Origin of the sequence: Pedobacter sp. KBS0701, assembly GCF_005938645.2 — a bacterium.
GTDB lineage: Bacteria > Bacteroidota > Bacteroidia > Sphingobacteriales > Sphingobacteriaceae > Pedobacter.
This window is the reverse complement of the sequence record NZ_CP042171.1, coordinates 5,216,745-5,231,358: the sequence shown is the minus strand read 5'-3', so window position 1 is coordinate 5,231,358 and position 14,614 is coordinate 5,216,745. Positions and strand designations below refer to the sequence as shown.

Annotated in this window: 6 protein-coding genes; all 6 read left to right on the top strand. The window is 37.5% G+C overall.

Features of this window, described 5'->3' with window-relative positions; translation table 11 throughout:
• Positions 1-322 precede the first annotated feature (322 nt).
• The 6 genes from FFJ24_RS21105 to FFJ24_RS21080 all read left to right on the top strand — a co-directional run bounded on the left by FFJ24_RS21105 (position 323) and on the right by FFJ24_RS21080 (position 14,607).
• On the top strand, positions 323-3,559 hold the full coding sequence (locus FFJ24_RS21105; RefSeq protein ID WP_138819129.1) for a SusC/RagA family TonB-linked outer membrane protein: 3,237 nt from the start codon (positions 323-325) through the stop codon (positions 3,557-3,559).
• A 19-nt stretch (positions 3,560-3,578) separates the two neighbouring features.
• Complete coding sequence (locus FFJ24_RS21100; RefSeq protein WP_138819128.1) at positions 3,579-5,051, top strand: SusD/RagB family nutrient-binding outer membrane lipoprotein; 1,473 nt, start codon at positions 3,579-3,581, stop codon at positions 5,049-5,051.
• Positions 5,052-5,427: 376 nt separating this feature from the next.
• Entirely contained in the window at positions 5,428-5,736 is a 309-nt protein-coding gene (locus FFJ24_RS26215) for a hypothetical protein (RefSeq protein WP_168202521.1), read from the top strand.
• A gap of 831 nt (positions 5,737-6,567) precedes the next feature.
• Positions 6,568-9,714 (top strand): TonB-dependent receptor, encoded by a 3,147-nt coding sequence (locus FFJ24_RS21090; protein WP_138819126.1) that lies wholly within the window; start codon positions 6,568-6,570, stop codon positions 9,712-9,714.
• A gap of 12 nt (positions 9,715-9,726) precedes the next feature.
• Positions 9,727-11,178, top strand: a complete 1,452-nt coding sequence (locus FFJ24_RS21085) for a RagB/SusD family nutrient uptake outer membrane protein (RefSeq protein WP_138819125.1) — start codon at positions 9,727-9,729, stop codon at positions 11,176-11,178.
• A gap of 300 nt (positions 11,179-11,478) precedes the next feature.
• Complete coding sequence (locus FFJ24_RS21080; RefSeq protein ID WP_138819124.1) at positions 11,479-14,607, top strand: SusC/RagA family TonB-linked outer membrane protein; 3,129 nt, start codon at positions 11,479-11,481, stop codon at positions 14,605-14,607.
• Positions 14,608-14,614 lie beyond the last annotated feature (7 nt).

Here is a 14,614-nt window from a genome sequence, read left to right as displayed (position 1 = left end):
TAAAAGGGCAGTCTCTTTTTTTTGGTAATAGTTGTATATTTTACATAATATTGATTTTTTGGCACAGTTTTTTTAGATTCATATAATGATATTTATGATCGTTAAAGGATAAATTCGGCTTATAAAGAGTTAAAATATTACTAATCAATCGAAAATTTTCGATGTTCTGTAGAAAATTTCCCCAAAACAGCCTTTTTAATAAGACAATATTATTGTCAAAACAAAGTCATTATATTACGAATTTGTTAAATTTTGTTAAATTGTTTCTCAGCTCTATTATATTAGCAGCTTAATTAAATAATCATTAACTAATTTAAATTTCATGAAAAAACTTCTACAAAGTTTGTTCATACTTTTGTTTGTTGCATCTGCTGCAATGGCTCAAGAAAGAACAATTACTGGTACGGTAACTTCTTCAGACGACAAGCTGCCGATACCTGGAGTAAGTGTAAAAGTAAAAGGTACCCAAGCAGGTACTATTACAGATGCTAATGGAAAGTATTCCATTAAAATTGCTACAGGTACAACAACATTAGAATTCTCTTATATAGGTTACATTGCGGAGACTAAAGCTGTTGGCACTTCAAATTCAATTAATGTAGTTTTGGTATCCGATTCGAAGGTACTAAGTGATGTTGTCGTGACGGCAAACTCCATTTCAAGAGATAAAAGAAGCTTAGGTTATTCTGCTCCAACTTTAAACAATACTGAATTAACTTCTGGTGGAAGCCCAAGTGCAATTAGTTCTCTAGCGGGTAAAGTGGCTGGTGTTAACGTTACTTCTACTTCGAATACTCCAGGAAGTTCGGCGAGAGTTGTACTACGAGGTGGGTCGTCTATTTCTGGATCTAACCAGGCGTTAATAGTGGTTGATGGGGTTCCTATCGATAACTCAAGTGTTATTGGTGGAGCTTCAGTATTGTCGAGTGTTGATTTTGGTAACCGTGGTAATGATTTAGCTGCTGATGATATCGAGTCTGTAACAGTGCTAAAAGGCCCTGCTGCCGCTGCACTTTATGGTTCTAGGGCATCCAATGGTGCTTTGATCATTACAACCAAAAAAGGATCAAAAGAAAAAGCAACCATCACTTTTACTACATCTAATACTTTTTCAAACGTAGTTAAACTACCTGATCTTCAAAATGAGTATGGTCAAGGTTATTACGATGTTGTTGCTCCAGATGGAAAATCTGCTACGTTTGTAACCGATCTTAAAGAAAACGGAAGCTGGGGTGCTCCATTTACTGGAGTTGTTCAGGGATGGGGACAACAAATTGACGGTGTTAGATTAACAAAACCTTACTCTGCTCTTCCAAATAATGTCCGGGATTTCTTTGATACAGGCTTTGCAACAGATAATAGTGTCAGTATCTCTGGTGGTGGAAAAAGCACTACCTTCTATTTAGGCATTAATGCACTTAGTTCTGATGGAGTATTTCCAACCAACAAAGATAAATATAATAAATACGGCGTTAGATTTAATGGAACAGCTGATTTAGCTGACAAACTTACGGCTGGAATATCTTTCAATTATAATAGAATTGATGCTAATCAAGTTGGAGGTGGTCAAGGCGCTGCTTCTGTTTTTAATAATGTGTTACAAACTGCCAGGGATATTGATTTACCTGCATTAAGAGATTTAAATAATAAATATTATGGTTACGGTTATACCGATGCGGCAGGTATTCCACATCCTAATTCTTATGGATATTACGGAACTTACACTCAAAATCCATACTGGGTACTAGAAAATTTTGCAAACTACGATGATGTGAGCAGGGTTACAGGTAACTTTAATTTAAATTATAAACCATTAAAATGGTTGGATATTCAGGAAAGAGTTGGTATTGATACTTATTCGGACAGAAGAAGAACAATATCTCCTAAATATAGCTTTGTTGACATAGATCAAACTGCAGAATATGCAGGGAATAATACCAGAACCAATGTTGGTGCCTATCAAATAGATCAATATAATGTTACCGAATTGGTTCATGATTTTATGGTTACCGCTAAACATCAATTTAACGAGGATTTTGAGGGATCGTTAATGGTGGGTAATAACATCAGACAAAGAGGAACAAATACACTTAGTTCTGCTACCAACACATCTGGTGGTTTAGTAGTTCCAGGGTGGTACAATTTGTCAAACAGTAATGGTCCGATAAATATTATTGCAGATAATTTATCAAAAAGAAGACTAATTGGTCTTTATGCCGATTTGAACTTATCTTATAAAAATTTCTTGTTTTTAGAGGCTACAGCAAGAAATGACTGGTCTTCAACATTACCAAAAAGTAATAATTCATTCTTTTACCCAAGTGTAAGTGGCTCTTTCGTTTTTACCGAATTACTTAAAGACTCGCCTGTATCAAGTGTTTTAAACTATGGGAAATTAAGATCAAGCTGGGCTCAGGTGGGTAATGATACCGATCCTTATCAGTTGCTATCTACTTATGGAAAAACGACTATAAACGGTAGTTTTGGAAGCACGGTCTTTCCTTTTGGTAACGTTGCCGCCTTAACACCAGGTTCAACCTTAGGTAATGTAAATCTTAAGCCTGAAATTACCACAGCTTTTGAAATTGGTGCAGATTTAGGCTTCTTAAATAACAGGATCACGATAGATGCAAGTTATTACAAAAGCAATTCTAAAAATCAGATTTTGGCCATTCCGATTCCTAACTCAACAGGTTACGGATTTAGCGTAGTTAACGCGGGTGAAGTTCAAAATAAAGGTGTGGAGTTAAGCTTAAGAGGAACTGTATTAAAATCTGCTGATTTTGAGTGGGGTTTATACGGATCATTTACTAAAAACAACAACAAAGTAGTTTCACTAATGCCTGGGATTGATCAGTTTGTAGTGGGTGGATTCTCTGGAATGTCGATCGTTGCTGCGGTAGGTAAACCATACGGTGAGTTTTATGGTGTTACTACATTAAAAGATGATCAGGGAAGAACTGTTGTTGACAAAACAACAGGTATGCCGTTGAGTACTTCTAAAGCAGAATATCTGGGCAATTACAATCCTAAATATCAGGCTTCATGGGGTACTAGTATTAGGTATAAACAATTGTCTTTGAATGTCCTGTTTGATACTAAACAAGGTGGGAAATTCTATTCTAGAACAAGATCAACGTTAGCCTTTGTCGGTGCTTCCGCAGAAACCGGTGGAAATAGATTTGGAGAAATCTGGCCTAATTCTGTTTATCAGGACGCTTCCGGGGCATTCGTTCCAAATACAACTGTGGGTTATGTTAAACAAGATTATTATGGTGGTAGCTTACCAGCGGGGTTTGGTATAGTTGATGGCTCTTTCGTAAAATTACGTTCTGCTAGTCTTTCTTATGCCTTTAACAAAGCTCAGCTTAAACGCCTGCCATTCAGTTCTATAGCCGTAGGTCTTTATGGAAACAATTTATTTATGTGGACAGCTAGTGAGAATCAGTTTGCTGACCCAGAAATTAACTCAGCAGGTGCTGGAAATACTCAAGGATTTGACTTTACTGCGCAGCCATCGGTTCGTAATTATGGTATCAACCTTAAAGTTACATTTTAACAAATTAAAGTAGTTCAATATGAAAACGAAAATACAAAAATCAAAATATACGCTTTTGCTGATATTACTTGTTGGCATACTGGGTATATCAGGATGTAAGAAATTTTTGGATATCAATGCAAATCCAAATAACCCGGATACTGCGGAACCATCTTTATTGCTTCCAACTGTAGAGGCTGCAGTAGGGCAGATTGTTGGTAACAGTTTCCAGGTTTATGGAGGTATGTGGAGCCAATACTGGACACAGAGTCCAAACAGTTCACAGTATAAAACAATTGATCAGTATAACCTGGCCAATACTGCATTTGACAGACCTTGGTTAACACTATATCGGAATGCATTAATTAACTGTAATCTGATTATTAACAGTAAAGGTTCAAGCTTAGAATACATGAAAGGCATGGCTTACATCCTTAAAGCTTATTCTTACCAGCTTACCACTGATGCTTTTGGCGATGTGCCGCTATCTCAGGCTTTAAATCCTAGCCTTTATGGTTCGCCAAAATATGATTCACAAGCGCTTGTGTATGATAGTATCTTCAATTATATCGATAAAGGTGTTGCTTTATTAAAGGTTTCATCAACTTCTCCAGGTGCACAAGATATTATTTTCCAAGGAGATATTCCAAGCTGGCAAGCGTTTGCCAACACGCTAAAACTTAGGGCATACCTTAGAATTGTAAAAGCTGATCCAGCAAAAGCTGAGGCAGGAATAAGAGCGTTATATGCTACCAATCCAACGTTTTTAGCTAAGGATGCAGCAATTAAATACTCTAGTATTGGTGGTAATGAAAATCCACTTTACAATGAAATGTTAGCTTTAGGTAAAGTTCAGAATTTAGTAGCCAGTTCAACTGCAGTAAATGCGTTTACCAGAAACTCCGATAAAAGGTTACCAAAGTTTTATGATCTGGTTGATGGACAAACCACTTTGAACTCTATAGTACAAGGTAGCTTTGCTGCATCTGGTGTTGCTAAAGTTGTTTCTATTCCCTCTACCTTAACTGGTGGTAACGCAGCGAACAGTGGCTCTGCAACTGCTCCTGTAAAATTGATTTCTGCATCTGAGTCAGCATTTTTGCAAGCAGAAGCAGTAGCTAGAAATTATGCAAGTGGTACGGTTTCTAATTTATTAACAACTGGAGTAAGAGCGAGTTTCGTTGCCACAGGATTGACAGCTAATGATGCTGACGCATATTTTGCAGCTGCACCAGATGGTCAGGCGGCACTAAGTGCAGCAACAACTTCTGAGGCTTTAGTGAAAGTTATTATTACCCAGAAATATTATGCAATGTGCGGAACACAAGGCTTTGAGGCTTGGTCAGAATATAGAAGAACAGGATACCCAGATTTTCTTATTACCTCTGTTGGTTCAAATATTGGCGCAGGTAGAACACCTTTAAGGTTGCTTTATTCAAGTGCAGAATCAACTTCAAATCTAAACTTCCCAGGAAATATTGTGATTTATACACCAGTTTGGTGGGATAAATAATTTCTATGGTTTGATATTGGAAATATCAATTTGGTCTTAAACGTCTAAATTAGAAATAAACATATAAATAGCAACCGGTTTGTTCCGGTTGCTATTTTTTTTCGCCCAGAACGGGCGTAAACTCTAGGGCAGAAGGCCTGAAAGCGCCTTGATCGAGGGGATGTTAACTTACAGCAAGGGCGTGCTCCGTGAGTAGGAATCTGAGGGAAGCAGGGAATAAAAACTTGACCAATTAAACAGAGACATAATAAAAACCTGAGTTCGATTATTAAAATGCCTGTAACTGTTATTCATCAGGTAGTTTTTTATTTTGTTGCGGATGCCCTCAACAGGTGTACACCATCAATAAACAGGATTTCGAAAACTGATTAGATATGTGGCACTTGTCCGCGAAGCGTTTTCCAGATATTTTTTAGAAAACCTTCCCTCTTCAGAGGCCTTTGTCTTTCATTTTTTCCCGGCTGATGACGAAATTCAAGATTTCTCCCCTGTCGTTGATGATCAGGTTAATCTAGATACAGTTGGCCAGCTCATTGTAGATTTTCCAACTTCTATGGTTCACTTAAATGCCTTTTTTGCCTTGATGCGATTGTTTTTGCAGATCCTGATCAGGGTAGAATTTATAAATGAGATTCCTGTGCATGAAACGGCAGAACAGGTTTTAAGGAACATGGCCAATGGTTGATAATTTGGAATGGCAGCATGATACCGATTACCCCGCTTTCAGTCATTAGGAGAATTTCTGCAGACCTTTTCTAAAATTAAGTTTTTTTGGTTTTAACGGAATTCTTGTGAAATTCATCAACTATAAAGTAAATATCAGTGAATTTAACGTGTAATCGCGGCCTTTTTCTTGTTAATATTGGAAGGCCAGAAATTTAGATGTAAGCATTTGCCGCATCATTACAATATTATCCTCAATTCATAGTCGAAGAGGTTATTATCAAAGAAATGTTTGCGATATAAGATTTTTTTTAAGTGATTCTCTCTTTTAAATAACGTTCTAATCTAATTGTATCTTTTTGGATGAATTTTTCCCTTTATTAATGACGGCCATATCAGTTTATTACGCTTAGATTGTGAATGGAAGTCAAAAACAAGCTTTTTGATTAGTTTTTATTAAAAAAAATAATTTTTCTTGCTTTTTGAGATTTGCATCTAGCTTTTCTAATTGCTATATTGTGTTATTAACCGAAACTAGACTAACTTTTATGAAAAACTCGTGTAGAGATTGTTCTTTCTATGCTATTTATTGCAACCGGAGCAGTATCAACATAGAATAAATAATGGGCACAAAATGTCTATAAGCCAATTCCAGGTAAATATCAAACTAAAAATGCAGCTTTTGAGAACCACATTAGTTGCAGGTAAGGTATGCATGGCAGGATTACGCATTTTTTTCTAATAATCAATTTGTTTAGCTCGATTTAATAAAAAATAAAATTTTATTGTAAAATTTGTATTACAAAATACTAAATTCTATATTGTATTATTATTAACTAAACTAAACTTTTTTATGAAAAAACTTCTACAAAGTTTGTTCATATTGCTATTTATTGCCACCTCAGCAATAGCGCAAGACCGAACAATCACTGGAACAGTTACGGCTCAGGAAGATGGATTACCGCTCCCTGGCGTAAGTGTTAAAATTAAAGGTGCATCAGGCGGAACCACTACTGGTGCGGATGGTAGATATTCCCTTAAAGTCGCAAACAAAGCTACCACTCTAGAATTCTCCTATATTGGTTTCTTAAGTCAAACCAAAGCCATCGGCGGTAGTAATGTAATTAACATACAACTGCAAAGCGATTCTAAAACACTATCTGATGTAGTGGTAACAGGTTATACTACACAGTCAAAAAAGGATGTTACCGGATCAATAGCGAGTGTGAGCGGAGAAAAATTAAAAAACCAACCCGTACAGAGTTTCGAACAAGCGTTAGCTGGTAAGGCTGCGGGTGTGAATATTATTCAGCCAAACGGATTGCTAAATAATCCTCCGGTTTTTAGGGTGCGTGGAGTAAATTCCATCTCTTTAAGTTCTTATCCGCTAATTATTGTAGATGGTATTCCGGTATTCACGGGCGATCAATCAACAAATAGTGCCGCTGGAAATGCCTTAGGAGACATTAACCCTGCAGATATAGAATCGATTGATATCTTAAAAGATGCTGCATCATCAGCCATTTATGGTTCGAGGGCAGCCAATGGGGTTGTGGTAATCACAACTAAAAAAGGTAAACAAGGATCAACAAAGGTAAATTATGAGGGCTGGGTTGGTACATCCAAAGCACAGAATCTAAACCCTTTGTTAAATGCAGCCGAGTATGTACAAATTAAGAATGAGGCAAGAACTAACATTGGTTTAGCACCTGCATTCTTTTTGCAAACAAAAACGGATGGTACCCAGGTAGAAACCAACTGGTACGACTATGCTTACAGAACCGCGACCTCTCAAAATCATGCATTGAATTTTTCCGGGGCAACAGATAAAACATCTTATTTTGTTTCTTTAGGATACAGTAATCAGGAAGGTTTCATTATCAATAACTCATTTGAAAGAAAAAATGGACGTGTAAATCTTGATCATAAATTATTCAAAAATGTGACTATCGGTACCAACTTCTCGTATAGTAACACGTTGAACCGGGCGCCAAATACGGGGTCTCTTCCAGGTTCATCATTTAATACTGGTGGTTTAGGTCGATTAGCTATTGTACTTCCTCCAAACGTTTCACCATATAATGAAGATGGCTCATATAATGTTGCCGGTTCAGCCATAGGTTTAGGGGCAAACCTAATTGCATCAAATTATCCTAACGCAGCTGTTTTGGTAAATCTTGATAAAAATACTTCAGAAAGCGATAGATTAATTGCAAACGGGTATGTCTCTGTTCAGTTGTTAAAGGGTTTAACATTTAAAACCAATTATAGCATTGATAATTTAAAACTTGATAATAATGTTTTTGTAAACAGATTGCAGGGAGATGGATTTGCATACAATGGCGGCGCAACCAGTAATTATGTTAAAAATAGCCGATGGAACTGGTCGAATACTTTAAATTATTCCAATACTTTTGGCGATCATACTATTGGTGGTTTTATCGGTGCAGAAGATCAGTATACTAAGTCGTATGGTTATGGTGCAACACGCCAAAATGTTATCGATCCGTTCATTGAGGTTTATCAAGGATCGTTTGGGGCAATTACACCGGCTAATTTAATACAATTCGATAATGCTTTCCGTTCATTTTTCGGTAGTGTTAACTATGATTACAAAAAGAAATATTACATCACAGGGTCTTTCCGCCGTGATGGATACTCTGGTTTATCAGCAGGAAACAAATATGGTAACTTTGGCGGTGCTTCTGCCGGATGGGCCCTTTCAGAAGAATCTTTTTACAAAAATTCAGGGATCAGTAAAATTTTAACCCGCTTTAAAATTCGAGGTAGTTATGGTGAAGTTGGTAATATCAATATTGGTAATTATCCGGCATTGTTTTTATATAGTCCAGGGTTGTACGGTTCAGATGCAGCATTGTCTTTTTCTCAAGCGGGAAATCCTAATTTAACCTGGGAAACCAGTAAAAAAGCTGATATTGGTGTGAACCTGGAGTTTTTAGGAGGCCGTTTCACACTAGATGTTGATTATTACCACAATAACATAGATAATCTAATTCAAAATGCCCCTCAGGCACCCTCGAAAGGGATACCAAACAATGCAATTACAACAAACGTAGGTAAAATGTATAACAAAGGGTTTGAATTTGCTGTTAATTCAAGAAACTTTGATACTGATAATTTTACGTGGTCTACTTCATTTACTTTCAGTACTCTGAAAAATGAGGTAACTGCATTAGGTAATAACGATGCCGATCTTTTTGGTGTAACCCAGTTGGAAACGGCTAATATTACCCGTGTCGGTTATCCAATTGGATCAATTTACACTGTACCAACCGCAGGTGTGGACCCAGCTACTGGTGAACGAATTTTTGTGAATAGATTTGGACAAAAATTAAGATTTAGCTTCCAGAGAGCAGCAGCAGCACGTTATCAATACTTAGAGGGGCCAAATGCAGGTACAAATGCGCCGGCAATTGATGCTGCTCTAGATGCAACGATAACTGGACAGGCTATTCCAAAATGGTTTGGTGGCTTAGATAATAACTTTCGTTATAAAGCTTTCGATTTAACTTTAGGTTTAACGTTCTCCGGAGGTAACAAGGTTTATTATGGCTCTTTAGCAGGGCTTCGCGATCAACGTTTCTGGAACAATGAAGCAGGTATGATGAACAGGTGGACTACGCCTGGTCAGATTACCGATATTCCTAGGGTTGTTTATGGGGATAATGTATCAAATGGTTCGGCCTTTGCACAGTCGCAGAATGTATTTTCTGGTAACTTCTTAAAAGTTCGTAATCTGGCAATAGGTTATACTTTGCCAAAATCACTTTTGAATAAATACGGGATTTCTAATGTAAGGGTTTATGCACAATCAAGTAATCTTTGGATTATTTCTGATTATCCAGGACCAGATCCCGAGGTTTCTGTTAACGGAAACTCTACGGCAGCTGGTAACAGTGGTAGTTTAGCGCCAGGGGTAGATCGAAACTCAGTTCCATCTGCAAGAACATTTACGTTTGGTATCAATGTTGGATTTTAAAAATAGACAGTCATGAAGATTAATATAAATAATAAAATAAAATACCTTTTTATAGCTGCGCCATTGCTGTTTACTACTTCGTGTAAAAAGGATTTCTTAAATACAGCTCCAAAAACCTCATTGCCAACTGAAGAGGCTTTTTCTAGCCCTGATCGTATCCTTTCTGAACTTCGTGGTGTTTATGCCGGAGTTAAGAGCGGTAACTTTTATGGCGGCCGCTACCTTATTTATAACGATATTAGGGGAGAAGATTTTATCGTAAACAAGCCAAATGGGGTAACCAATTTAGAAACATGGAGATTTAACGTAACCTCAAATACAAGCGAGGTTACAGGTTTATGGGGGGCGATGTATGCCGCTATTAATAGGGCAAATCTGGTAATGGAAGGGATTAATGCTAATGCAGCTTTACTTACTCCAGCAGTGGCAAAACAGTACATTGCTGAGGCTAAAGTAATGCGTGCGCTTTCTTACTACAGTTTATTGCAGCTTTATGCCAAACCTTACATTACAGATAATGGATCTAGTTTAGGTGTGCCATTAAGACTTAGGGCTGAAAAAGATTTAACTGGCAACGATTTAAAAAGAAGCACCGTAGCAGAGGTATATGCCCAAATTTTAAAAGATTTAGATGAAGCTGAACCAGACCTGGCTTTGACATTAGTTGCAACCAGAGCGTCTAGAAATACAGCAATTGCATTAAAAACCAGGGTATATCTATCAATGGGTAATTTGCCATTAGTTGTAACTGAAGCCAATAAAATTGTTAGTGCTACAGCTCCTTTTGTCGCATCAACCGGTGTAGCCAACAAATTAGAAACCAATATTGCAACGGTATTTGGTGGAAGTTATATTGGACCTGAAGCCCTTTTAACTTTTCCTATGTCTGATCTTGATGCACCTGGAACACAAAACCAATTGGCTTATTATTATAATATTGAAAGTGCCGGTGGTAATCAGGAATATTACTTGAATACTGCAGGGATATTTGGTAATGCTGCATTTGCCGCAGCATCAGTTGATGCCAGGAAGACACTTACCAGCGCAGTGGGCGCAAACACCTATTTAACTAAGTTTAAAAAACCATCGCCATATACTGATTACGTCCCGGTAATTAGATATGCAGAGGTATTACTAAACCTGGCGGAGGCGACCGTAGTTTCTGATCCGGTACGTTCTATTTCACTGTTAACAGCTGTTAGGCAACGTTCAAATCCAACATATGTGTTTCCTGCGACCGATTTATTACCTGCTAACTTAAAAAATACCATCCTTACCGAAAGAAGAATTGAGCTTTTGGGTGAAGGTTTCAGATCTCCGGATGTGATGAGGTTAGGTGCGGGTTTCGTAGCAAAAAGTGGTCCTCAAGGTACTGCTCCAGCTATTCCATTCAATACTGCTGGTTATATCTGGCCAATTTCTGCAACCGAGATTCAAAATAATAAGTTGGCCGTTCCGAATTAATTTAACTGTGAATTTTATTTACGACAAAAGCCAGCATAATGATGGCTTTTGTCGTAATATCATGTTCAGACTACTTCTTATCCACACGATGACCAATAAAAATCAATCCGAAATACAATACCCAATTCAATTATGTAGCTGGCAAATTTATATACAAATAATAGCGGTCTTTTTTTTATAACAAGTAGCTTGTCATCTATATGATAAGCACTTTGATCGATGACTGAAAATTAAATCGTAAAATTTGTATTACAAAATACTAAATTCTATATTGTATTATTAACTAAACTAAACTTTTTTATGAAAAAACTTCTACAAAGTTTGTTCATATTGCTATTTATTGCCACCTCAGCAATAGCGCAAGACCGAACAATCACTGGAACAGTTACGGCTCAGGAAGATGGATTACCGCTCCCTGGCGTAAGTGTACGAATTAAAGATGCGTCAAACTCTGGCGTTTCTACAAATGCCGCAGGTAAATTTTCCATCAAGGTAAGTGCTGGCGCCAAAGTGCTAATTTTTTCTTCGGTAGGCTATTCAATTCAAGAAATTGCCATCAGGGGTAGCGTTGTAAATGCATCTTTAGAAACAGATTCAAAGTCACTATCAGAAGTTGTGGTAACGGCATTAGGCCAAAAAAGAGAAGCCAAATCTTTAGGTTACGCAGCTACTACCATTGATGCCTCAAAATTAACCGCTGGTCGTTCAACCAATGTGGTAAATGCTTTAGCAGGTAAAGTAGCGGGTGTAAAAATTCTATCAACCGGCGGTGCAACAGGAGCATCATCAAATATTAATATCAGGCAGGCCACCACTTTTACCGGATCGAACCAGCCGCTATGGGTGTTAGATGGTATTCCAATTGATAATGGTGGAGGTGACCAATCCGTAAATACGGGAAGTACAAATTCAAACAGGGGTATTGATCTAAACCAGGATGACATTGAGTCGGTAACGATTTTGAAAGGACCAGCTGCCGCCGTACTTTATGGCTCCAGGGCTGTTGCCGGGGCGGTAATTGTAACTACTAAAAAAGGAAGTAGAGGACAGGCCGGAAAAGTAGAATTAAGCAGTAACTACAATTATATAGAGGTTAACCGTTTACCGGATTATCAAAATCAATATTCTCAGGGTGCAAATGGATTATATGATTCTTTTTCGCAAATGTCGTGGGGGGCTAAAATAACAGGACAAACAGTTACCAATTACCTTGGTAACCCAGAAACCCTTACCGCTTATCCGGATAATGTTAAGGATATATTTAAAGGAGGTTATAATCTACAGAACAATGTTACTTTTTCTGGTGGTACCGAAAAAACGGCTTATTACTTTAATTATGGAAATTTTAAAGAAAGTGGGTATATCGATAATAATACTTTGGCTAAAAATAACTTTACCGTTAATGCCAGTACACAATTGAGTAAAAATTTAACCATTAGTTCTTCGATTCAGTACATTCATAATAATTCTGTAGGTACCCCTACAGGTAATGCAAGGTCTAATCCGTTATTTGATGGTATGACTTTGCCGAGAACGTACAACCTTGCAAATTATCCATTTGAAACGGCAGCAGGTTTAAATAATATACCAAGCAACCGTGTTAATAATGCGGGTTATACTTATTATAATGTTTTAGGCACAGATAACCCGCTATGGTCAATTAAATATGTTTTATATAAGCAAAAGATAGACCGGGCTATTGGTAATGTTGGTTTAGATTATAAAATAGCAGACTGGTTAAGTGCTAATTATAAAATTGGTATCGATCAATATACCAATGTATCGAAAACTATTAATGAAAAATCTTCTAACAATAACCAATCGGCAAGTAGGGCTGGTTCCATTATAGATAACACCACCAACAGGCGTGAGGTAAGTTCGTACTTCAATTTGGTGGCCAGCAAAAGGTTTTTAAAAGACTTTGGCGCCAGATTTTTATTGGGTAACGAGATTAACTACAGAAGAACAGATCAGTTACAAGTTACGGGTAATGGCATACAGGCAGCACATAACTACAATATCTCTAATACCTTGACTTATGTTCCGCTTCAAACTATACGAGAACAAAGTTTGGTGGGAGTGTATGCCGATGTTAGTTTAGATTATAAATCTTTTGTATATCTGTCGTTTACAGGACGTAGAGATGTTTCTTCAACCTTTGCCCCTGATAAAAGAAGTTATTTTTATCCTAAATTAGATGCCAGTTTTATCGCAACAGAGGCTTTCCCTCAGTTAAAACAAAATGATATTTTAACTTATTTGAAAATCAGGGCTAACTACGCGAAGGTAGGTAGAGAAGCACCAATTTACAGTACAGGCACCTATTTTGGTACTGCAGGTCCTTCTGATGGTTTTGGGCCAAATTTAATATTTCCATTTAATGGGGTAAATGGTCAAACTTTTTCAAATGCTGCTGGTAACATTAATATTAAACCTGAATTTACGGCTTCAAGAGAAGTTGGTTTAGAGGCTAAGCTTTTAAAAGACAGATTAAGTATCGATGTTGCGTACTATAGTACCAAAAGTACCGACATTATATTTTCTGTCCCTAGCGCGCCCTCTTCTGGTTTTAGCAGTACCCTGTTAAATGCCGGAACCTTAAAAGCCCATGGTATCGAGTTGTTGATCAGTGGAACACCGGTAAAATCGAGAAACTTTAACTGGGATTTATCTGTAAACTTTACCAAAGGAAGAAACGAAGTGGTAGAACTGGCTCCGGGTGTACCATTTATTGGTAACGGTGGTTTTACCAATCCTCAGGGCCGCATTGTTACCGGATATCAGTATGGAACACTATTCGGTCAGGTATTTAAAAAACTTAATGGTAAGGATGTTGTGGATGCAAATGGTAGGTTAAGCTCTGGCCAGATCAATACCACAGAATTACAGCCGATTGGTGATCCAAATCCAAAATGGACGGGTGGTGTAAATACAACCTTCTCTTACAAAGGTTTATCATTAAGTTTATTTGCCGATATCCGTTATGGCGGCGATATTTATTCGAGAACAATTACTGATTTAAGAAGATATGGTGTTGCTGCAGAAACAGGTAACAGAGATCGTTTATATGTGCACAATGCCGTATATGCTGATGGTACGCCAAACAATACCTTAATTACGGCCGAACAATACTATAGCGATTTGTATTCTTCAGCAGCACAGCAATATGCGGTTTTTGACGGTTCCTGGATCAGGTTGAGGGAAGCGACGCTATCTTATCGCATCCCAGGCAAATTATTAAACAAACTAAGCTTTATAAAAGGGATTAATGTTGGTTTAACAGGAAGAAACCTATTGATGTATGCGCCTAATTTCCCTCACTTAGATCCGGAGAACAACCTTTTGGGTGTGGGTAACGGACAGGGGATTGAGTATAACGGCCAGCCTCAAACAAGAACCTATGGTGGATTTTTAAAATTATCATTTTAGTATTAGG